Source organism: Flavobacterium sp., assembly GCF_028712645.1.
GTDB lineage: Bacteria > Bacteroidota > Bacteroidia > Flavobacteriales > Flavobacteriaceae > Flavobacterium.
Genome location: NZ_JAQTPQ010000033.1, coordinates 1 through 19,646 on the forward strand (window position 1 = coordinate 1; position 19,646 = coordinate 19,646).

19 protein-coding genes, 2 tRNA genes and 1 pseudogene are annotated in these 19,646 nt (G+C 32.2%); 14 read left to right on the forward strand and 8 right to left on the reverse strand.

What is annotated here, in order from left to right:
* The 3 genes from PHC28_RS04165 to PHC28_RS04175 form a co-directional block, all read right to left on the reverse strand.
* Positions 1 to 1,331, reverse strand: a 1,331-nt coding sequence (locus PHC28_RS04165) for a lipopolysaccharide assembly protein LapB (RefSeq protein ID WP_300096728.1), incomplete at its 3' end; no start/stop codon positions are given.
* A 102-nt stretch (positions 1,332 to 1,433) separates the two neighbouring features.
* Positions 1,434 to 3,389, reverse strand: coding sequence for a PKD domain-containing protein (locus PHC28_RS04170; RefSeq protein ID WP_300096729.1), 1,956 nt, complete (start codon positions 3,387 to 3,389; stop codon positions 1,434 to 1,436).
* A 152-nt stretch (positions 3,390 to 3,541) separates the two neighbouring features.
* Positions 3,542 to 4,567 carry a hypothetical protein gene (locus PHC28_RS04175; RefSeq protein WP_300096730.1) on the reverse strand — a complete coding sequence of 342 codons (1,026 nt, stop codon included), beginning with the start codon at positions 4,565 to 4,567 and terminating at the stop codon, positions 3,542 to 3,544.
* 326 nt (positions 4,568 to 4,893) lie between these two features.
* Here PHC28_RS04175 and PHC28_RS04180 point away from each other — a divergent pair, with 326 nt between their 5' ends.
* The 7 genes from PHC28_RS04180 (at position 4,894) to PHC28_RS04210 (ending at position 10,307) form a co-directional block, all read left to right on the forward strand.
* Positions 4,894 to 5,478, forward strand: coding sequence for a sigma-70 family RNA polymerase sigma factor (locus PHC28_RS04180; protein WP_300096731.1), 585 nt, complete (start codon positions 4,894 to 4,896; stop codon positions 5,476 to 5,478).
* 2 nt (positions 5,479 to 5,480) lie between these two features.
* The gene (locus PHC28_RS04185; protein ID WP_300096732.1) at positions 5,481 to 6,206 is read left to right on the forward strand and encodes a tetratricopeptide repeat protein; all 726 of its coding nucleotides are present in this window, start codon (positions 5,481 to 5,483) and stop codon (positions 6,204 to 6,206) included.
* A gap of 195 nt (positions 6,207 to 6,401) precedes the next feature.
* Positions 6,402 to 7,169: a TatD family hydrolase gene (locus PHC28_RS04190; protein ID WP_300096733.1), complete on the forward strand. Its 768-nt coding sequence runs from the start codon at positions 6,402 to 6,404 to the stop codon at positions 7,167 to 7,169.
* 65 nt (positions 7,170 to 7,234) lie between these two features.
* Positions 7,235 to 8,371, forward strand: coding sequence for a 1-acyl-sn-glycerol-3-phosphate acyltransferase (locus PHC28_RS04195; protein WP_300096734.1), 1,137 nt, complete (start codon positions 7,235 to 7,237; stop codon positions 8,369 to 8,371).
* Positions 8,361 to 9,389, forward strand: coding sequence for an asparaginase (locus PHC28_RS04200; protein ID WP_300096735.1), 1,029 nt, complete (start codon positions 8,361 to 8,363; stop codon positions 9,387 to 9,389). Before PHC28_RS04195 ends, PHC28_RS04200 begins: the two co-directional genes overlap by 11 nt.
* A gap of 62 nt (positions 9,390 to 9,451) precedes the next feature.
* A tRNA-Ser gene (locus tag PHC28_RS04205) sits at positions 9,452 to 9,536 on the forward strand.
* 75 nt (positions 9,537 to 9,611) lie between these two features.
* Complete coding sequence (locus PHC28_RS04210; RefSeq protein ID WP_300096736.1) at positions 9,612 to 10,307, forward strand: porin family protein; 696 nt, start codon at positions 9,612 to 9,614, stop codon at positions 10,305 to 10,307.
* A gap of 259 nt (positions 10,308 to 10,566) precedes the next feature.
* Here the strand turns inward: PHC28_RS04210 and PHC28_RS04215 are convergent, their stop codons facing one another.
* Positions 10,567 to 11,766, reverse strand: coding sequence for an FtsX-like permease family protein (locus tag PHC28_RS04215; protein ID WP_300096737.1), 1,200 nt, complete (start codon positions 11,764 to 11,766; stop codon positions 10,567 to 10,569).
* A gap of 1 nt (position 11,767) precedes the next feature.
* Positions 11,768 to 12,160 (reverse strand): 30S ribosome-binding factor RbfA, encoded by a 393-nt coding sequence (gene rbfA / locus PHC28_RS04220; RefSeq protein ID WP_300096738.1) that lies wholly within the window; start codon positions 12,158 to 12,160, stop codon positions 11,768 to 11,770.
* 137 nt (positions 12,161 to 12,297) lie between these two features.
* Here rbfA and mce point away from each other — a divergent pair, with 137 nt between their 5' ends.
* Both mce and PHC28_RS04230 read left to right on the forward strand, forming a co-directional pair.
* Positions 12,298 to 12,699 (forward strand): methylmalonyl-CoA epimerase, encoded by a 402-nt coding sequence (gene mce, locus PHC28_RS04225; RefSeq protein ID WP_300096739.1) that lies wholly within the window; start codon positions 12,298 to 12,300, stop codon positions 12,697 to 12,699.
* A 147-nt stretch (positions 12,700 to 12,846) separates the two neighbouring features.
* Positions 12,847 to 12,920 (forward strand) — tRNA-Ile (locus PHC28_RS04230).
* A gap of 240 nt (positions 12,921 to 13,160) precedes the next feature.
* Here PHC28_RS04230 and PHC28_RS04235 read toward each other — a convergent pair.
* Entirely contained in the window at positions 13,161 to 14,102 is a 942-nt protein-coding gene (locus tag PHC28_RS04235; protein ID WP_300096740.1) for a UDP-glucuronic acid decarboxylase family protein, read from the reverse strand.
* A gap of 53 nt (positions 14,103 to 14,155) precedes the next feature.
* Positions 14,156 to 15,499 (reverse strand): UDP-glucose/GDP-mannose dehydrogenase family protein, encoded by a 1,344-nt coding sequence (locus PHC28_RS04240; protein ID WP_300096741.1) that lies wholly within the window; start codon positions 15,497 to 15,499, stop codon positions 14,156 to 14,158.
* 720 nt (positions 15,500 to 16,219) lie between these two features.
* On the opposite strand from PHC28_RS04240, the gene PHC28_RS04245 reads away from it, so the two are divergent.
* The gene (locus PHC28_RS04245) at positions 16,220 to 16,441 is read left to right on the forward strand and encodes a hypothetical protein (protein ID WP_300096742.1); all 222 of its coding nucleotides are present in this window, start codon (positions 16,220 to 16,222) and stop codon (positions 16,439 to 16,441) included.
* A 34-nt stretch (positions 16,442 to 16,475) separates the two neighbouring features.
* Here PHC28_RS04245 and PHC28_RS04250 read toward each other — a convergent pair whose 3' ends face one another.
* Positions 16,476 to 17,063 (reverse strand): riboflavin synthase, encoded by a 588-nt coding sequence (locus tag PHC28_RS04250; protein WP_300096743.1) that lies wholly within the window; start codon positions 17,061 to 17,063, stop codon positions 16,476 to 16,478.
* Between the two features lie 58 nt (positions 17,064 to 17,121).
* On the opposite strand from PHC28_RS04250, the gene pdxA reads away from it, so the two are divergent.
* The 4 genes and pseudogenes from pdxA to PHC28_RS04270 all read left to right on the forward strand — a co-directional run.
* The gene (gene pdxA / locus PHC28_RS04255) at positions 17,122 to 18,165 is read left to right on the forward strand and encodes a 4-hydroxythreonine-4-phosphate dehydrogenase PdxA (protein WP_300096744.1); all 1,044 of its coding nucleotides are present in this window, start codon (positions 17,122 to 17,124) and stop codon (positions 18,163 to 18,165) included.
* Between the two features lie 90 nt (positions 18,166 to 18,255).
* Positions 18,256 to 18,798: a DUF177 domain-containing protein gene (locus PHC28_RS04260; RefSeq protein WP_300096745.1), complete on the forward strand. Its 543-nt coding sequence runs from the start codon at positions 18,256 to 18,258 to the stop codon at positions 18,796 to 18,798.
* 9 nt (positions 18,799 to 18,807) lie between these two features.
* Positions 18,808 to 19,002 carry a 50S ribosomal protein L32 gene (gene rpmF / locus PHC28_RS04265; RefSeq protein ID WP_007137315.1) on the forward strand — a complete coding sequence of 65 codons (195 nt, stop codon included), beginning with the start codon at positions 18,808 to 18,810 and terminating at the stop codon, positions 19,000 to 19,002.
* Positions 19,003 to 19,177: 175 nt separating this feature from the next.
* Positions 19,178 to 19,646: pseudogene (locus PHC28_RS04270) on the forward strand (3-oxoacyl-ACP synthase); the annotation flags it as partial.

The window sequence follows — 19,646 nt, forward strand, 5'->3', positions numbered from 1 at the left end:
TTTTCTTCTTTTGAAGCTGTTTTTTTATTAGAGAGCATACTTTTCAAAACTCCTGATTTGGTTCGTTCTTGAAGTTGGAAAGCACTTTCTATATAACTGATTTTATTTTCTTTTTTAAACAGAAAATCATAGATAGAAATACATTTTTCAGTTCGATTTCTAATACGGATTTGATTGATAATTTTGGAATTTTCATAAACCAATAAATTGGCAAACAAATCTTCTATTTGAAAAGAAAGTGTGTAAGCTTCCAATGCTTTTTTGGATTGATTTTGTTCCAAATAAATGACTGCTTGTAAATCTAAAGCATCAAGCAACACGGTTTCTGCATAAAGGGAATTTGTATTAGGTAGAATGCTTTTTTGATTGGAATAATTGGGAATTAAAGTTTTGAAAACTGTAGCAATAAGCAAACTCGCTTCGGGATATTTTTTTTGTTGAAATAACAAATTAGCTTCTTCATATTTGAATTTGGCTAGTTTTCGAGGTGAAACATTGGGAATTGCAAAGAAATATTTCTTGGCTTTTTCGAAATAGGAATTAGCTAATTCAGTGTTTTGCCATTGAATATTTAATGCTGATAAATTGCGGTAACAATTTGCCAGAGTTTCGGTTTGAGTTTTATCCGATTTTAATAATGGAATGGCATCAAGATAGCTGCTTTCCAATTTTTTAAAAATATTTGAAATAGGTTTAGATAATTCGGGATTTTTATAACTTAACACATAATTATTTCCCAAATTATTCAATAAAATCCCTTTTTGAACCGCCGATAATTTTTCGATTTTAATTGTTTGTTCAAGCAAATCAATGGCTTCATTCACTTTGCCCGTGTTTTGATATACGTTCGATAAATTGAGAATTGCCGCTATTTTTTGCGACTGATTTTTCTCGATAGTAGCGATGAAAAAATATTGTTTGATGGTGTTTTCGGCATTGTCATAATCGCCAATAATTGTGTAAAGATTGCCCAAAGGTTTTAAGCAATATTCGGTAATATCATAATTCGAAAGTTTGTTTTTTTGAAAGATTTGCCACGCTTTTTCATAACTCGAAATAGCTTGATTCGTCTTGCCAAATTTGTTTTCGTAATAGGCTTTATTGCAATTTAAAATTACAATAGCTAGGAGTTCATTCTTGGTTTTTGGTTTGAAATTTCCCCAAAAATCGGCTTCTGCTTTTGTTAAGTTTTGCAAGCCATTGATAGTTGGATTTGCCGAAAACGCATCAACGGCATTGTAAATTTTATCTTCTTGCGTAGGTGGATTTTGTCCAAAAACATTTAGATTTAGAAACAAAAAAATTAAAACATATAAGGAATTTAAGTTCATTTAAGATTTGTATAGTAAAATATATAATTAAGAATTGTGTTGCAAAAGATTAAATAGTAATTGCTTAAATGTCCTTAAATTCCTTATATGGTAAAAATAATTTTAAAACTTCCAAATGCCATAAAACTGAAAATAGTTGAAATTATCCTTAAAATTCACTACATATCTTGCTCCCAAACTCGGACCAATTCTTGCTGCTCCAATTGTCAAATCAAATAATAATCCTGTTTTAAAACTAGCAAAAGAATTGTTTGTTATCAGAGTTTCTGTTTTACTTCCTATTATTAGGGTGCTGGCATCTTTTCCTTCATATAAGTCGCTTGTCACGTTTTGAGTTGTTTTTTCTGAAATGTTAAAATTGGTTTGAAGTCCTGCGCCAATTCCCACATAATTATTAATATTGTAACGAATAAGAACAGGAATTTCCCAATTAATAGTGCTATTTTCAGATAAAGTTGTAGTTCGCAGTAATTGTACCACGCCATTTGCATTAGTTCTAAATGAATCTAGAATAGAACTTGCCTCATCAAAAGTGTGAAAACTATTTACAAATTCAGCTTGCCAATAATAGCGATAAGATTTAAAAGGAGAAATAGTAGCACCAACAAAATAACTTCTAGAATTTTCTAAACTTGGATACAAATTATAACCTGATTTTACACCAATAGAAATCCCTGGCGAAAATCTCGTAGTGGCATAATTCGTAATTATAGGTTCGTTTTTATCGAAAACAATTGCCGTTCTGCTTTTCGTATTTACCTTATGAAAATCTTTATTGAATTTCAAGGAATATTTGACAAAGCCTTTGGTACTGTCAATTTCTTTTACATTTTTCTGCTCACTTCCAGGTAAATAAATATTTTTGAAAGTAAAGAATATTTGGTTTTGTTTAATTATTGTGTCCAAACAACTCGTTGTAGGTTCTTCACCTTTTGGGCAAATAGGACATTTGGGATACATATCCTCGATTTGTAAAGTTTTTTTGTCGAACATTTCCGGAATATCAGTTTCTAGCCGAATCATTCTTGCTGGACCTTCGCCATTATTTTGGAATCTGGTTTTAAAGCTAACTCTTTTGAATCGTACCAAACGATAATTCATAAAACTTCCGTTAGAGCCCATTTTGTTAGGATCGTGTGAAGTCACAATTTCCATTTCGAGGTTTTTGACCTTGTGGTTTTTGAAACTTCGATTGGGAACAAAAACACTTCGCATAGTTACCGTTGCACTAGTATCCTTCATCATTTCTGGAGTAGTTTTGAAAGTAAGAAATACGTTTCGGGTTTCGTCCGGGTTGGCATCATCAAATTCTAAAATGGTTGCGTTTTTATAAGTTTTATGAGCTTCCGCTAAAGTTGCATCCAAGTCTTCTTCAATTGTAGTGGTTTTGTATTTTTTTACTGTTGTAAAAGCATTTTCGGAGGCCAAATAGGAATCGGAATTTTCTAAATCATCAACTGTCGCAACGAGATTTTCTTTGACTTCTCTTTCGCCAGCATACGTCCTGAAATCGACCAAATCGAAATTGTTATTTTTAAATTGTTTTTCGTTGTAAAAAAGATATAATTTCCCGTTAGTTACGTAGTTTTCCATATTTTGATAACTTACGATTACTTCCATTTGTTGGTCAGGAATTGGGTCGCAGTTTTTCTGTATTGCCAATCCGTTTTGGTCTTCGATGGAAGCAATATCTTGGTAAATCTCATCCGAAATTTCGTTTACTGCAACTGTTTTTGGCCGTGTTGCAGGTGGTTTTCCGTTGTCATAATTATTGGTTACGGCAAGTCTTGCGTTGTAAGTTCCTTTGTTTTTATAAACGTGTTTGGGTTCGGCTTCCTTGCTGTAATGACCGTCGCCCATTTCCCATAAATAGGAATATGATGGTTTAGGAGCACCAGCAATTGGAATCAATGGAGGCGTTTCTGGTTTGAAAGTTACGGCGTTTCCTTTTTGGTTATAAGTGATTGTAGCACGACGAGTTACGGTATCTTTTACTTTAACTTGAGAAAAGGAAAAGAGAAATGATAGACAAAAGATAAAAGACAAAAGAGTTTTCATAATCGATTCGTTTTTAGCCCTGATGGCAGTGAAAACCCCACGCTTTTGGGCGTGGATTGTAACGGACAGCAGGATTAGCTTCAAATTATTTTTAAAAATAGAAAAAAGTGGTGAGCAAATCACCACTTTATCTAAAAATTTATATTTGTGTGTTATTGGATCGCATTGATTGCGGCTACAAGTTGGGCTTCAGTTCCTACGGTTGTTTCACCAAGAGTGAAGGTATAAACGTCGCCTGCTTGAACGGTAACGGCTTTGATGGCATATCTCCAATTTCCGTTGTCTTCAGTTGCAAAAATCACGTGACAAGCTAATCCTATTGGAATTTGACCATAATGTTCGCTGAATAATCCTGCTGGGGTGTAAGTATCTAATTTAGCTAAAGCATTTGTTCCTTCTCCATCGTAAGATAAATAAATGGCACTATTGGTATTGTCATAACCACTAGGAGCTGCTGCAAGAATTGTTGTTTTAGGTCTTGGATCACTATAAAAACGATCCACATTTGTCCAACCAAAGTTTCCAAAAGTCACATAATAATTATTACCTTCGGCTTGAACACCGCCTTTTCCACCATTTGCTCCAACAACATCTCTGGCATCTTCCCAAGCCAAGTCTCCTGCATTATCAATGATTCCATTCCATAAAGTCATTGTATTATCGACACCGCCAGTTAGGCTTGTTGGAACTAAGAGGCTGATGCCACAAGTTGTTGCCAATTCTTGTCCAGCTTGTGTGGCTTTGATGAAAAATTCTCCTCCCGAAATCAATAAGTTATGATCTCCATTTGGCATTATTCCCATTGTCGGCTTGTTGGATATAAGCATATTTCCTTTGTCGAAAAGTTCTACAAATTCAATGTCGATTGCTCCAGTTACTGGATTTCCGTTTTTGGTAAGACAGTCTCCATTGAATTTTATGGTTACTCCGTTTGCAGAAGTCAATGTGATAACTCCAGATCCTGCCGTTGCAGTGAAGTTTTGTGTATTCTTTTTTAATCCACCCTCGTTAATTCCTTTGAAAGCTGCCGCGGTTGGAGGTGTTGTAGTTGAATTGTCATTGTTAGTACAGCTTGCAAAAACGATTGTTGCTAAAGCTAAAAGTCCGATGTTTTTTAAATTTGATTTACTTACAAGTTTAAAATTGTTTTTTTGGTGTGCGTGAAACGTTGTTTTCATAATTTCTAAATTTTAATTGTTGTTAATTATTGGTTTACATTGTTATATCAATTCGGGTTTGATATTGTTACCCTTTATTTTAAATTGTTTTTTGATCCTGATTTCATTGTTATATCAACTTGTCGTTTCAATTGTTACCCTCATTATTAATTTTTTTATCGGGTTATTAATTTCCAAAGTTGGATGATGAAAGAGATTCCTAATTTTTTTATATTTTCCATAATCTAAAAGTTTTAAAAGTTTCAATTATTGATTTATATGGTTATATCAACTTGGTTTTATATTTGTTACCCCTTTTTTTACTAATTTCGAAAAAAAGTTTTTTTATGTCTAAAAGCACAATTCATCCAGATCAAATCTATATTGATGGACTTGCCAATAACGATTCGGCAATCATTCAATCTATTTACAAGAAGTTTGTTCCAAAAGTGGTACATTATATAAGGAACAATTCGGGGGATGAAGACAAGGCACAAGATGTCGTTCAGGAAATTATGATTTTACTTTTCAATCAGGCTAAAGCCAATAAGTTACAATTGACTTGTCCTTTTGATGCTTACTTTTTTTTATTATGTAAGAGAAAATGGTTGAATGAAATAAAAAAATCTTCAAATAAAGGGGTAACAATTGATGAAGATATGCCATCTATAAATGAACCCACAGAGGAAATGGTGACAGAAACCGAAGTGTTCGACGAAAAACAAAAACTTTTTGACTTGATGTTTCAAAAACTTGGCGAAAAATGCCAAGAGTTATTGAAATTGAGTTTTACCATAAAATCGATGGAAGAAGTTGCCGAAAAGCTTAACGTAACTTATGGTTATGTTCGAAAGAAAAAATCGTTGTGCGTTGGTCAATTAACTCAGTGGATTCAGGAAACGAATCGCTTTAAATCTTTAAAAATCACCTAACGATGAATGAGGAACGCTACATAGTATTCAGTCAATATATCGAAAACGAATTGTCTGCGGAAGAAAAAATAAATTTTGAAAAACAATTGGTTGAAGATCAAGAATTGGCATCTTCTTTTGAAATTTTCAAGGAATTGAATCTCCATTTGGAGAATAAGTTTAGAAACGCAAATGAATTAAAAGCTTTCAGAAAGAATCTAAAATCGATTTCCAAGAAACATTTTAAAACCAAAAAATCAAAAGTTATTGATTTGAAACAATGGCAATTTACCATCGCCGCATCGATAGTTATTTTGTTTGGATTGTTCTTCCTTTTGCAAAATAAAAATCCATCTTTCGAAGATTATAACAATCCAGAAAATGCTTATTTTACGGAAAGAGGCGATGTAAACGAAAATTTAAAATTAGCTCAAGAAGCATTCAATGCTAAAAATTATAAAGCAGCAATTTCAAATTTTGAATTGGTTTTAAATTCAACTAAATCACCTGAAATTCAGTATTTCTATGCTGTTTCGCTTCTTGAAGACAATCAATTTCCAAAAGCAGAAACTAATTTAGCTGAATTGAAGTCTGGAACTTCCATTTATAAAAATAAGGCGACTTGGTATTTGGCACTTTCCAAACTAAAACAAAAAGAGTATAAATCTTGCAAGGAAATCCTGTTGACAATCCCTGACGATTATGAGGATTACGACCAAGTGCAGCAATTGTTGAATGACTTGGATTAAGTTTTACTTCTTATTTTGTGTCATTTCGACGAAGGAGAAATCGCATTAAATGCTCTCGCAATGCGATTTCTCCTTCGTCGAAATGACATTTTTGTATAAATGTGTTAGTTTTTGGATGTCTTATCTGGTCTTAAATGTCTTATATGGTTCATTTTTTGAACAAGATTGTATCTTTGCAGCTAAATAAAGTTTGCAATGATAATTACCGATACACACACCCACTTATATTCTAAAGAATTTGATGAAGATCGAAGCGAAATGATTCAGCGTGCTATTGATGCTGGTGTTTCGCGTTTTTTTATTCCTGCAATTGATTCGACTTTTACGCAAGCAATGTACGATTTGGAGAAGTCATATCCAGACAATATTTTCTTAATGATGGGTTTGCATCCTACGCATGTGAAAGACAATTATCTCGAAGAATTGCAGCTTGTTGAAAAAGAATTGTCCGAAAGAAAATTCTTTGCCGTTGGCGAAATTGGAATTGATTTGTATTGGGATAAAACCCATTTGGAAGAGCAAAAAACTGCTTTTAGAAAACAAATCCATTTAGCTAAACAATACAAATTGCCCATAGTTATTCATTGTCGCGAAGCCTTTGATGAAGTTTTCGAAATTTTGGAAGAAGAAAAATCGAATGATTTGTTCGGAATTTTTCATTGTTTTTCAGGAACTTATGAGCAAGCATTACAAGCCATTTCTTATAATATGAAATTAGGAATTGGAGGTGTTGTTACTTTCAAGAACGGAAAAATTGATCAGTTCTTGAATCAAATTGATTTGAAATACATTGTTCTTGAAACCGATTCTCCTTATTTAGCTCCAGTTCCCTATCGTGGAAAACGCAATGAAAGCAGTTATTTGGTAAATGTGGTCGATAAATTAGCCGAAATTTACAATTTATCACAACAAGAAATCGCAAGAATTACCACTGAAAACTCCATTGCAGTTTTTAGGATTTAATTTCAAATTCTTATTTTATCGATAAAAATTTTGTTAATTTGTTCTCATAAAAAATCTACCACTATATGTCAAAATTTGACGATATCCGCCCGTTTTATGACGCTGAAGTAAATGACGCCATCCGTTCGTCTATAAAACATCCAATGATGAAAGCATTGATGAACTTTAGTTTTCCAGATGTAGAGGATGAGGTTTGGAGAAAACAACTAATAAAAACATATTCCATTCGAGATTTTCAATGCAAATTCATTTATGAATCTGTGCAAAAGGTGCTGAAAAAATCATCTGATGGATTGACAACTTCAGGCTTCGAAAAATTAGAAAAAAATACTTCTTATTTGTTTATTTCGAATCATCGAGATATTCTTTTAGACACCACATTATTAAATTCTTGTCTTTATGAAAATGGACTTGTAATGACCGCTTCGGCAATTGGAGATAATTTGGTAAAAAAATCTTTTTTGAAAATTTTGGCGAAATTAAATAGAAATTTTTTGGTTCAAAGAGGCTTGTCACCTAGAGAAATGCTGCAAAGTTCTAAATTATTATCGGAATATATTGGGCAATTATTGTTGCACGAAAATCGTTCGGTTTGGATTGCACAACGTGAAGGAAGAACAAAAGATGGTAATGATGCTACAAATCCTGGCGTTTTAAAAATGCTTGCAATGGGTTCTGACGAACAAATTTTAATGGATTATTTCAAAAAAGTAAAAATAGTTCCAGTTTCTATTTCTTATGAATATGACCCAACCGATGCGCTGAAAATGCCTCAATTAATGGCCGAAGCCAATAACGAAATTTATACGAAAGAAAAAAACGAAGATTTTATCAACCTAATGAGTGGTGTAATGGGGCAAAAAAAGCGTATCCACATTCATATAGGAGATATTATTGACCAAGAATTAGAGGATATTAAAGTTGAATTCGATAATTCGAATAAACAAATTCTAGCCTTAGCACAAGTTATTGATGATTCAATTTTAAGTAATTATAAATTATGGTCAACTAATTTTATTGCTTATGATATTCTAAATAACTCTAAAATCTATTCTCATTTATATACAGAAAACGAAAAATCGATTTTTGAACGCAGGTTGGAAATGCGAATTGACCAAAATAATCCTGTGGCTTTACAAGGTTTTTTGGCAATGTATGCCAATCCGGTTGTGAATAAATTAAAATATACTAATGCAATCTAAAGCCAAAATACTTTTGATTTATACTGGTGGAACTATCGGTATGATGAAGGATTTTGAAACGGGAGCGCTAAAAGCTTTCAATTTTAGTAAATTATTGCAAAGAATTCCAGAATTAAAACAATTAGATTGTGATACTGAGACGGTTTCTTTCGATAAACCCATCGATTCTTCTAATATGAATCCGGAAGAATGGATTAAAATGGCTACAATCATTGAAGATAATTATACTGGTTATGATGGATTTGTAGTTTTACACGGTTCTGATACAATGTCGTATTCGGCATCAGCATTGAGTTTTATGCTAGAAAATTTATCGAAACCCGTGATTTTTACTGGTTCACAATTGCCAATAGGAGATTTAAGAACCGATGCGAAAGAGAATTTAATAACAGCAATTCAAATAGCCTCTTTGCAAATAGATCATAAACCCGCAATTAGAGAAGTGTGTTTGTACTTTGAATACAAATTATACAGAGGAAATAGAACCACAAAAATAAATTCTGAAAATTTTAATGCGTTTATTTCACCTAATTATCCCACTTTAATTGAGTCTGGCGTTCATTTGAAAACCTTTTCAGAATTATTCTTGCCTAAATCAAGAGTGAAGAAGTTAAGGATTCATAAAAAAATTGAAAACAATGTGGCTATTGTGAAAATATTTCCAGGAATAAGCGAGTCAATTTTATCAGCAATTTTTTCAATTCCAGAACTTAAAGGAGTAATTTTAGAAACCTATGGAGCAGGAAATGCTCCAACAGAAGAATGGTTTTTAACACTTTTGAAGAACGGAATTGTCAGAGGTTTGCAAATTATAAACGTAACCCAATGTTCTATAGGAAGTGTAACAATGGGCAAATATGAAACAAGCACTTTAATGAAAGAAATTGGTGTGATTTCAGGTAAAGACATCACGACCGAAGCTGCAATTACTAAATTGATGTACCTTTTGGGTCAAAATGTACCGCCAGCTATTTTCAAAACAATATTCGAAACATCATTACGCGGGGAATTGTCATAAAATTTGATTTTTAATTTTCTTTAATCAATTTTTTTAGTGTTCTTTGCAGCCTCAAAATAAATAGAGAGGTGGCCGAGTGGCTGAAGGCGCACGCTTGGAAAGCGTGTATATGGAAACATATCGAGGGTTCGAATCCCTTCCTCTCTGCAACATTTTTTATAATCTAAAAAGCTATCCTTTCGGTTAGCTTTTTTTTGTAATTTTATACCACAAAAATCTAGTATGCGTTTATTCCTTAAATTTTTTCTTTTGTTTTCGGTGGTCAATGTTTTTTCGCAAAACGCGAATACAGTTACGCCTACCGTAAAAGTTGATTCACTATACAGGGAAGACCAGTTTTATCTTGGATTTACCTTCAATACTTTACAAAATAAACTAGCTGGACTAACTCAAGATAAATTTTCTTCTGGTTTTTCTATTGGTTTCCTGAGGGATTTTCCAGTAAATAAAAACAGAACTGTTGCAATTGCGCCAGGCCTAGGTTTTTCATATAATAAGTACAATCAAAACTTAGCTATTACTGAAATCAATCAAACTAAAGTTTACGCAATTATTGACCCAAATATATCCTACAATAAAAACCGTTTTACCCAGTTTTTGGTCGAAGTTCCTATTGAGTTTAGATATCGAACATCAACTTATGACAGTCACAAATTTTGGAGAATTTATGGCGGTTTCAAGATGGGTTATTTGATTTATAATAAATCAATTTATGAAGATTCACTTGGAAAAATAGTGGTCACTAATAATAAAGATTTTAATAAATTTCAATACGGAACGTATATTTCAGTGGGTTATAATTCTATAAACGTTTATGCTTATTATGGTTTAAATTCCTTGTTTCAAAAAGCTAAAACCAATACTGAATCTATTGATATGAATTCAATGAATATTGGAATTATGTTCTATATATTATAACCAAAATTGCAATATATTTAGGAAAATAACGAAGTGTTTATTTCGGTATTTTGGTATTCAAAAGAAGATATTCCTAACAAGCTTCCACAAATTATATACTATGACTGTCCGCTAAGCGGACTAATACCCAATATAGCACGCAGATTACACGGATTAGACTGATTTTTGCTGATAATACTATAAAAATCCGTTTTTATCTGTTTAAATCCGTGTGCCATTTTCAAAATTGGTACAAGTAACGGATTGCCATATTACATAATCAGTCCAACAGTTTCTTACTCACGCGACTACTCGCAATTAATGAAGCAATGAAACCAAGCGTGACAATGGTTGCCAATACAATCAACACATTTTCGATAGTGAAAACTACAGGATAAGCTAATGTAGGTGTAATCATCACGAGTTCGAAATGTTGTTGCAATAACACGATTGTAATTCCTAAAATCAATCCTATAATTCCGCCAAAAACGCTTAGTAATGTTCCTTGGAGCAGGAATATTTTGCGCAAATCCTTGATTTCGGTTCCTAAGTTCAAAAGCGTTTTCAGGTTTCCTTTTTTGTCCAAAATCATCATAATTAATGCGCCAATTAAATTAAAAAGCGCAATTATAATTACTAAAGTAAATATCAAATAGACTGCAAGATTTTCGGTATTCAACATTTTATACAAGGATTCGTTTTGTTGAGCCCTATTTTTTACGGTGATTTTATTATTGAAAATAGTTTGAAGTTGGCTGATGATGGCATTTTCGTCGGCACCTTTTTTTTCTTTGATTTCTATTCCTGAAATTTGATTGGTTTTATATTCTAATAATTCTTGAGCCAAACCTAAATCAGCGAATACATATTTAGAATCCAAGTCTTCACTAATAGCATATATTCCCACAGGAATTACGACCGTCTTATTGAAAGCTTCTGCGGGATTTTCGATAGTGCCTTTTCCAGGTTTTGGAACCAAAACTTCTAGCGAATTGTTGAAATCTAACAATCCCATCGAGAATTTTTCGGCAATTCCGTATCCTACAACCACTTGATAAGTATCAGGTTTTAACCAATCGCCATTATATAAAGTTTTTTTAATGGCGTTAACTTTACTAAAATCCTGGTCAACTCCTTTCAAATAAGTAACTTCTTGTTTTTCATCAAAAATAAACAAAACGCGTTCCTCAATTATTTTACTATAAGAAACAACGCCGTCGGTTGCCTTGATTTGTTTTTCTTGAGAAGGAGAAATAAAAAATGATTTGCCTAAAGTGCTACTTATTTTTAAGTCGGGATCAATATTGTTAGAGAAGGAAAGGCTGAAAACTTTCAAACCACTGAATACTGATAAAACCACAAACAAAGCCATCGCGCCAACAATTATTCCCATACTGGCAATTCGATTGATTATATTGATGGCATTGTTTTTACTGCTGCTAAAAATATAACGTTTGGCTATGTAAAGAGGGAAATTCAATTTATGAATGTCTGCGTTTTTCTAAAAGATCACGGTTTTCAATAGGATTTTCTTTGGAAGACAAAGCATTATCAATTTTTTCAATATAATCTAATGAGTCATCTATAAGGAAAACCAAATTAGGGACTTTGCGCAATTGCAAGCGTACTCTTTGCGACAAATCGTGCTTAATCAATTTTGAATTCGTTTTTATTGCCACTAATGTTTCCTTTGCTTTTTCTTGCGGAAAAATGCTTAAATATACCGTGGCTACTGATAAATCAGTAGTTACGCTAACCTTGGATACTGAAATTATCAAATTTGAAACTCCGTTTTTTCTCACTTCACCTTGCAGAATATCAACCAAATCTTTTTGGATGACGCCACCTATTTTTTTCTGTCTATTTGTTTCCATTGTGCAAAAATACTAATTTTTTGAGTGGCAAAGTTATAAAGTGACAAAGTCCTAAAGTTTTTAACTTTATTTAAGGGTAGTTTTTTTTAAAACCGTAAATTTCGTTTACTTTTAATGGTTAAAAATGCAATAGGACTATGAATAAAATTGAACATATAGGAATAGCTGTTATGAATTTAGATGAATCATCTAAAATTTATGAAAAACTGTTTGGCGTATCCGCTTACAAAGAAGAAGAAGTCGCTAGTGAAGGTGTGAAAACAGCTTTTTTTAGTTGTAGTCCAAATAAAATTGAGCTTCTTGAAGCTACAAATCCTGAAAGTCCCATTGCTAAATTTATTTCCAAAAAAGGAGAAGGAATTCATCACATAGCTTTTGAAGTAGATGATATTTTATCAGAAATAGAACGTTTAAAAAAAGAAGGATTTATTGTTTTGAATGAAATTCCTAAAAATGGAGCCGATAATAAATTAGTCGCTTTTTTACATCCAAAAAGCACTAACGGAGTTTTAATAGAGTTGTGTCAGGAAATTAGATGATTTTATTATAAAGAAATCCTTTGTTTGAAGATTCTAGTAATCAGTTGGTTCTGTTTTAAATACCAAATTTAAATTGAGGAAGAAAAATCTAGTTCAAAAATATTTGGAACAAATGTAAAATAGTAGTAATTTCGCAACCGCATAAAAGGTCCTATAGCTCATTCGGTTAGAGCAACTGACTCATAATCAGTAGGTGCTTGGTTCGATTCCAAGTGGGACCACATTTTAAACTTAAAAAGCCTTGTAAATTAATAGTTTACGAGGCTTTTTTATTTGTTGGGAATTTATTTTTTTTATTATTGGTTACCAAATTTCAGATCCATCAGGTGTTGTGTTATATCAATTCCTTCTGTTGTCAATCCATAGGGAATATTTTTAACTACCCGATTCAGTTCTAGGTCATAACACTCACGAAACCTGAATTAATGTTGGTAAGATATACTAAAGGTTTATTCGTTAGTTTAAATTACTGACTTAAAAAATTCTATAGTTTTTATTAAACCTTCATCTAATTCAACTTTAGGCGACCAATTTAGTTCTTTTTTTGCAATGGAAATGTCTGGCTGGCGCATCATAGGATCATCAGAAGGTAATGGTTTATATATAATTTTCGAGTTGGATCCTGTAAGTTGTATTACTTTTTCAGCAAGTTCAAGAATTGTAAATTCATTTGGATTTCCCATATTTACAGGACCAATGAACTGATCTGGTGATGCCATCATTCTTATCATTCCTTCTACTAAGTCATCAACATACTGAAAACTTCGGGTTTGTTGTCCTTTGCCATAAACAGTAATGTCTTGGTTTTGCAAAGCTTGAACGATAAAGTTAGAAACTACTCTTCCATCATTAGGATGCATTCTTGGGCCGTAGGTGTTAAATATGCGAATGATCTTAATTTTTACATTATTCTGTTTGTGATAATCCATAAACAAAGTTTCTGCACAGCGTTTTCCTTCATCATAACAAGAACGTTCTCCTATTGGATTAACGTTTCCCCAATAAGATTCTGATTGAGGATGAACATGAGGATCGCCATATACTTCACTTGTAGAGGCTTGCAATATTTTTGCATTTATTCTTTTAGCAAGCCCCAACATATTAATAGCGCCCATTACGGATGTCTTAATAGTTTTTATGGGATTATGCTGGTAATGTACTGGTGAAGCAGGACATGCAAGGTTGTAAATTTCATCGGCTTCAATAAAAAATGGAGCGGTAACATCATGTCGAATCAATTCAAAATAAGGATTGTCTAGTAAGTGCAAAACGTTTTGTTTTTGTCCTGTAAAAAAATTATCCAGACAATACACTTCATTGCCTTCATTTAATAAGCGTTCGCATAAGTGGGATCCAACAAAACCTGCGCCACCAGTGACTAGAATTTTTTTAGGTGTTATCATAATGTATAAAAAGTTGAATTAATTAGTTTTTGAGATTACTCAACATTGTTTAATCAAGAAGAAGCAACACTGTTTTTCGTTGTGTTAACTCCAATACAGAAATAATCAAAACCATAATTCTTCATTTCAACTTTATCATAAATATTGCGACCGTCAAATATAGCTGGGTTGTTTAACAACTTGCTTACAATTTTAAAATTAGGGAATTTAAACTCTGGCCACTCTGTGAGGATTGCTAAACAATCTGAATCAATTAAAGCTTCGTGTGGGTCATTATAATAAGAAATAGTGTCGCCAAAATGGTTTTTAGCTTCTTCCATAGCAACTGGATCATAAGCCTTAACTTTTGCACCAGCTTCCAGTAGTTTTTTGACTATTTTTAAAGCAGGAGCTTCACGCATATCATCTGTTTGAGGTTTAAAAGAAAGACCCCATATCGTGATAGTTTTGTTCTTTAAATCTCCTTTAAAATAGTTATTAATCTTATCAAAAATTACTAACTTTTGATCGTTGTTTACGTCCTCTACAGCTTTAAGAATTCGAAGTTCATAATTGTATTCACTTCCAGTTCTAATTAAAGCTTGTACATCTTTAGGAAAACATGATCCTCCATATCCAATTCCTGGGTAAATAAATTTGTTTCCAATACGCGAATCGGAACCAATACCATTTCGTACCAAATTAATATCAGCCCCAACTATTTCACATAGATTTGCGATATCATTTATAAAACTAATTTTGGTAGCAAGCATTGCATTTGCAGCATATTTTGTCATCTCAGCCGAAACAATATCCATAAAAATTAGTGGATGACCATTTAGGGTAAAAGGTTTGTATAGACTTCTCATTAAATCCTCAGCTCTTGGGCTATCTAATCCAATTACAATTCTATCAGGTTTTAAGAAATCTGCAATTGCAGCTCCTTCTTTAAGAAACTCAGGGTTTGATGCTACATCAAATTTTATATTTACTTTTCGCTTATCCAATTCATCTTGAAGAGCTTTTTTTACTTTTTCAGAAGTTCCTACAGGTACGGTGCTTTTTGTAACTACTAATAAATAATCATCCATATTTTTACCACAATCACGAGCAACTGCTAGAACATATTTTAAATCGGCACTTCCATCTTCGTCTGGAGGTGTACCTACAGAAATAAACAGTACTTCTGAGTCTTTTATTGCCTCTGCAATATTTGTAGTAAAACTCAAACGTCCTTTTTTTATGTTTCGCATCAACATTTCTTCAAGTCCAGGTTCATAAATTGGTATTATACCATTATTAAGATTGTCAATTTTTTTAATGTCAATATCAACACAAACAACATTAATACCTACTTCAGAAAAGCAAGCGCCTGTTACAAGTCCAACATATCCGCTACCAACAATTGTAACTTTCATAATTATATACTATTTTAAAGATTATTTTGTTTATAAATGTACATTTTTTTTTACTAAAAGGAACAATTTTTTAAACCCTGTAGGTCAATAATTTATAAATCCGCTAATCATTAAATCTGCATAATTTGACGTTTAAAAGCCTAATTTTAAATTATTTTGATTCAAATGCTAATAATTTATTCCGTTTATAGTTACAATGTAAATTCTATCGGCATCAACTTTAACTGACAACTTAATAATGAGAAAAGCATAAGTATTTTAAAGCTGGAATGAACGAATTTTTGTCAAAACCCTTTAATCAAGAATAATTTCTTGAGATAATTTCATAAGGTTAAAAAAGAAAGATAATATAGTATTGCTCTTTACAAAATATTAAAAACCACATAATTATTTAGTAATCTTTTTAGAAAGTAAATGTCAATATTTCAAGCCTTTAATTTTTAAAGGACTAGATTTTGTATGTGAAGGGGAATTTTATAAAGAGATAAGTTACAAGATTGAGGATGCAAAACTCTCCAAGACCATATTAAATATATGATTTTTTTTATGAAAATTATACATTTAAGCGTTTAATCGGTAAAAAACGCACTTTTATCGATAAATAAAGTGTTTCCTTGTAAAATATAAATAACTTTGCGCACACTTTTTTTTGGAATTTTGAGTTATCAATCAATAAAAACTTTTGATTTTTTATAAAAGATTTGTATCTTTAGGAGAAATATGAAAACCATTGCAAACAGGCTTATTTTTTTAAGTATATACCTTTTGGGTGTTGCAATTGCCTTTGGTGCTCCAAGTCCCCCTTCGCCAGGAGCAAAAAGACCACCACCACCTCCTGGATTGCCCATTGATGAAAATCTTTACATAGTTTTTATAATAGCATTATTGTTCGGAATTTATATAATTTACAAATATCAATTAAAGATAAAAAAACCAATTTAATTAGGAGTTTTTCTTTTTAATTGATTAGCTTCTTTTATTTATTTGAATATAATCTAGAAACGTATTTCCCTATAACGTCAAATTCAAGATTCACTTTCGTTCCGATTTTGAAGGATTTAAAATTAGTATGCTCATACGTATAGGGTATAATGGCAACACTAAACTGATTTTTTTCTGAATCAACTACTGTTAGACTCACACCGTTAACGGTAATGGAACCTTTTTCGATAGTAATGTTTTCAAAAGTCCCATCATATTCAAAAGTATAAAACCAACTTCCATTTGTTTCTTTTGCCGAAACACAATTTCCTATTTGGTCAACATGTCCTTGTACTATATGACCGTCTAGTCGATCGCCTAATTTCATTGCTCTTTCAAGATTGATGCTATCTCCTGTTTGCCAATAAGAAATATTCGTCTTTTTTATTGTTTCTCCAATCGCTGTCACGGTATAAAGATTGTCGTGAATGGCAATTACAGTCATACAAATTCCATTATGAGCGACGCTTTGGTCAATTTTAAGTTCATTAGTAATAGCTGAAGCTATCGTAATATGAACATTGTCTTTGTCTTTTTTGATTTCTTGGATTGAACCAAGGGTTTCTATAATTCCTGTAAACATTTCTTGTTTTATTTTACTAAATTTGCACTTCAAAATTAGCAATAAATAACTTGAGGTCATGATAAAAAATGCAGAAAATATAATCGTCGGAATTTCAATAGGAGATTTAAACGGTATTGGAAGCGAAGTTGTTCTAAAAACATTCGAAGATTCTCGAATGTTAGAGTTATGCACACCTGTTATTTTTGCTAATGTAAAAACACTTTCATTCGTTAAAAAGAGTTTTGAATCTACTTCGATGCTCCACGGAATCGATAGATTAGATCAAATAGTTATAGGCAAAATAAATGTTTTGAATGTTTGGCACGAAGTTGTAGATATTAATTATGGAGTAAATGATGAAAAAATTGGGGAATATGCCATAAAATCATTTGTTGCGGCTACAAAAGCATTAAAAGAAGGTCAAATAGATGTATTGGTTACAGCACCAATTAACAAATACAATATTCAATCGGAATCATTTAAATTCCCTGGTCATACAGATTATTTAGATCAGGAGTTAGAAGGGAATGCCTTAATGTTGATGGTTCAGGATAATCTAAGGATTGGTTTATTGACGGATCATATTCCTTTAAATGAAGTTGCTTCCCACCTTGCCGAAGAATTGATTCGCAAAAAAATAGAAACAGTAAGACAATCATTGGTAAAAGATTTTAGCATCAACAAGCCAAAAATAGCTGTCTTGGGATTAAATCCACATTGTGGAGATGGAGGCGTTATAGGAAAAGAAGATGACACAATAGTAAAACCCGCATTGAAAAAAATATTTGAAAAAGGAACATTGGTTTTTGGGCCTTTTGCTGCCGATGGTTTTTTTGGAAGTAACCAATTCGAAAAATATGATGCAGTTATAGCTTCTTATCACGACCAAGGATTAATTCCTTTCAAAACATTGTCGTTTGGCAAAGGTGTGAATTATACCGCAGGCTTAGATAAAATTAGAACTTCACCAGATCACGGGACCGCTTTTGACATTGCTGGGAAAGGAATTGCCGATTTTAATTCATTCAAAGAAGCTGTTTATCTTGCGATTGACATCTTCAATTCGAGAAATGCGTACGATGAAATTAGCCAAAAACCCCTTAAAATAAAAGAAAAATAGTCTTAAATAAAAAAAGGTAAATAAGATTATTAGATTTACAATAATTTTATATCTTTGCACTCCCGAAGTTTAGGGCAAATTGTTGTTGAAATGAACAAGACGAAAGAATTTTTAATTCCTTTTATAGGATTAAAGCTAGGAAAACATCATTTTGAATATCAAATAAGCAATGCGTTCTTTGAAATCTTTGATTATCATGAATTTAATAATTCAAACGTCAAAGTAAATGTAGTTTTAGAGAAAAAAAGTACCCTGCTGGAGTTGGCTTTTAAGCATAAAGGAACTGTCAATGTTCCTTGTGATATGACAAACGAAGAATTTGATTTGCCTATAAAAGGCAATATGAAATTAATTGTGCGGTTTGGAGATGCTTTCAATAATGACAACGAAGAGTTGCTTATTTTGCCTCACGGAGAATTTCAAATAGATATTGCACAATATATATATGAAATGATTGTGCTTTCGGTTCCTCTAAGACGAATTCATCCAGGAATTAAAGATGGAAGTTTAAACACCGAAGCTTTAAAAAAACTGAAAGAATTGACAATAAAAGAACAAAAAACAGAGAATAAAAAAGAAGAAAATATTGACCCACGCTGGGACAAATTAAAGCAACTATTAACGGATAAATAATATAGTAAAATGGCACATCCTAAGAGAAAAATCTCGAAAACAAGAAGAGATAAGAGAAGAACACATTATAAAGCTACTGTAGCTCAAATCGCTACTTGTCCAATTACTGGAGAAGCACATTTATATCACAGAGCCTACTGGCATGAAGGAAAAATGTATTACAGAGGGCAAGTTGTTATAGATAAATCTGTAGCGGTTGCTTAATACGTTTTTGTAAATGATATTTGAACTCTCACATATGTGAGAGTTTTTTTGTTGTTTATAATTTTCATTTATTTAGAAGTTCTAAATCATATAGCATTAGAATTTTTTTTGTACTTTTCAAGACTTTTTAAAAATTTTGTCAATGGCGACATTTGACAAAAAACAGTTGAATATAATGAATACAATTACAGCCGCAATTACAGCAGTTGGAGCATATGTTCCAGATTTTGTTCTTACAAACAAAATTCTCGAAACAATGGTTGACACAAACGACGAATGGATTACCACTCGCACTGGAATAAAAGAAAGAAGAATTCTTAAAGAAGAAGGAAAAGGAACATCTTATTTAGCCATAAAAGCAGCACAAGATTTATTAGCTAAAGCCAATATTGATCCTTTAGAAATAGACTTATTGATTGTTGCAACTGCAACACCTGATATGCCTGTAGCTGCCACCGCAGTATATGTAGCCACCGAAATAGGAGCAACAAATGCTTTTGGATTCGATTTACAAGCAGCATGTTCTGGATTTTTATACGGAATGTCTGTTGCTGCAGCCTATGTTCAATCAGGAAGATATAAAAAAGTAATGCTAATTGGCGCTGATAAAATGTCTTCAATAGTAGATTATACCGATAGATCAA

Bases quoted from the DNA above. Each gene is read 5' to 3' on its own strand.
- PHC28_RS04170 (WP_300096729.1), bottom strand. From the start codon at position 3,389: ATGAAAACTCTTTTGTCTTTTATCTTTTGTCTATCATTTCTCTTTTCC.
- PHC28_RS04175 (WP_300096730.1), bottom strand. From the start codon at position 4,567: ATGAAAACAACGTTTCACGCACACCAAAAAAACAATTTTAAACTTGTA.
- PHC28_RS04180 (WP_300096731.1), top strand. From the start codon at position 4,894: ATGTCTAAAAGCACAATTCATCCAGATCAAATCTATATTGATGGACTT.
- PHC28_RS04185 (WP_300096732.1), top strand. From the start codon at position 5,481: ATGAATGAGGAACGCTACATAGTATTCAGTCAATATATCGAAAACGAA.
- PHC28_RS04190 (WP_300096733.1), top strand. From the start codon at position 6,402: ATGATAATTACCGATACACACACCCACTTATATTCTAAAGAATTTGAT.
- PHC28_RS04195 (WP_300096734.1), top strand. From the start codon at position 7,235: ATGTCAAAATTTGACGATATCCGCCCGTTTTATGACGCTGAAGTAAAT.
- PHC28_RS04200 (WP_300096735.1), top strand. From the start codon at position 8,361: ATGCAATCTAAAGCCAAAATACTTTTGATTTATACTGGTGGAACTATC.
- PHC28_RS04210 (WP_300096736.1), top strand. From the start codon at position 9,612: ATGCGTTTATTCCTTAAATTTTTTCTTTTGTTTTCGGTGGTCAATGTT.
- rbfA (WP_300096738.1), bottom strand. From the start codon at position 12,160: ATGGAAACAAATAGACAGAAAAAAATAGGTGGCGTCATCCAAAAAGAT.
- mce (WP_300096739.1), top strand. From the start codon at position 12,298: ATGAATAAAATTGAACATATAGGAATAGCTGTTATGAATTTAGATGAA.
- PHC28_RS04235 (WP_300096740.1), bottom strand. From the start codon at position 14,102: ATGATAACACCTAAAAAAATTCTAGTCACTGGTGGCGCAGGTTTTGTT.
- PHC28_RS04240 (WP_300096741.1), bottom strand. From the start codon at position 15,499: ATGAAAGTTACAATTGTTGGTAGCGGATATGTTGGACTTGTAACAGGC.
- PHC28_RS04245 (WP_300096742.1), top strand. From the start codon at position 16,220: ATGAAAACCATTGCAAACAGGCTTATTTTTTTAAGTATATACCTTTTG.
- PHC28_RS04250 (WP_300096743.1), bottom strand. From the start codon at position 17,063: ATGTTTACAGGAATTATAGAAACCCTTGGTTCAATCCAAGAAATCAAA.
- pdxA (WP_300096744.1), top strand. From the start codon at position 17,122: ATGATAAAAAATGCAGAAAATATAATCGTCGGAATTTCAATAGGAGAT.
- PHC28_RS04260 (WP_300096745.1), top strand. From the start codon at position 18,256: ATGAACAAGACGAAAGAATTTTTAATTCCTTTTATAGGATTAAAGCTA.
- rpmF (WP_007137315.1), top strand. From the start codon at position 18,808: ATGGCACATCCTAAGAGAAAAATCTCGAAAACAAGAAGAGATAAGAGA.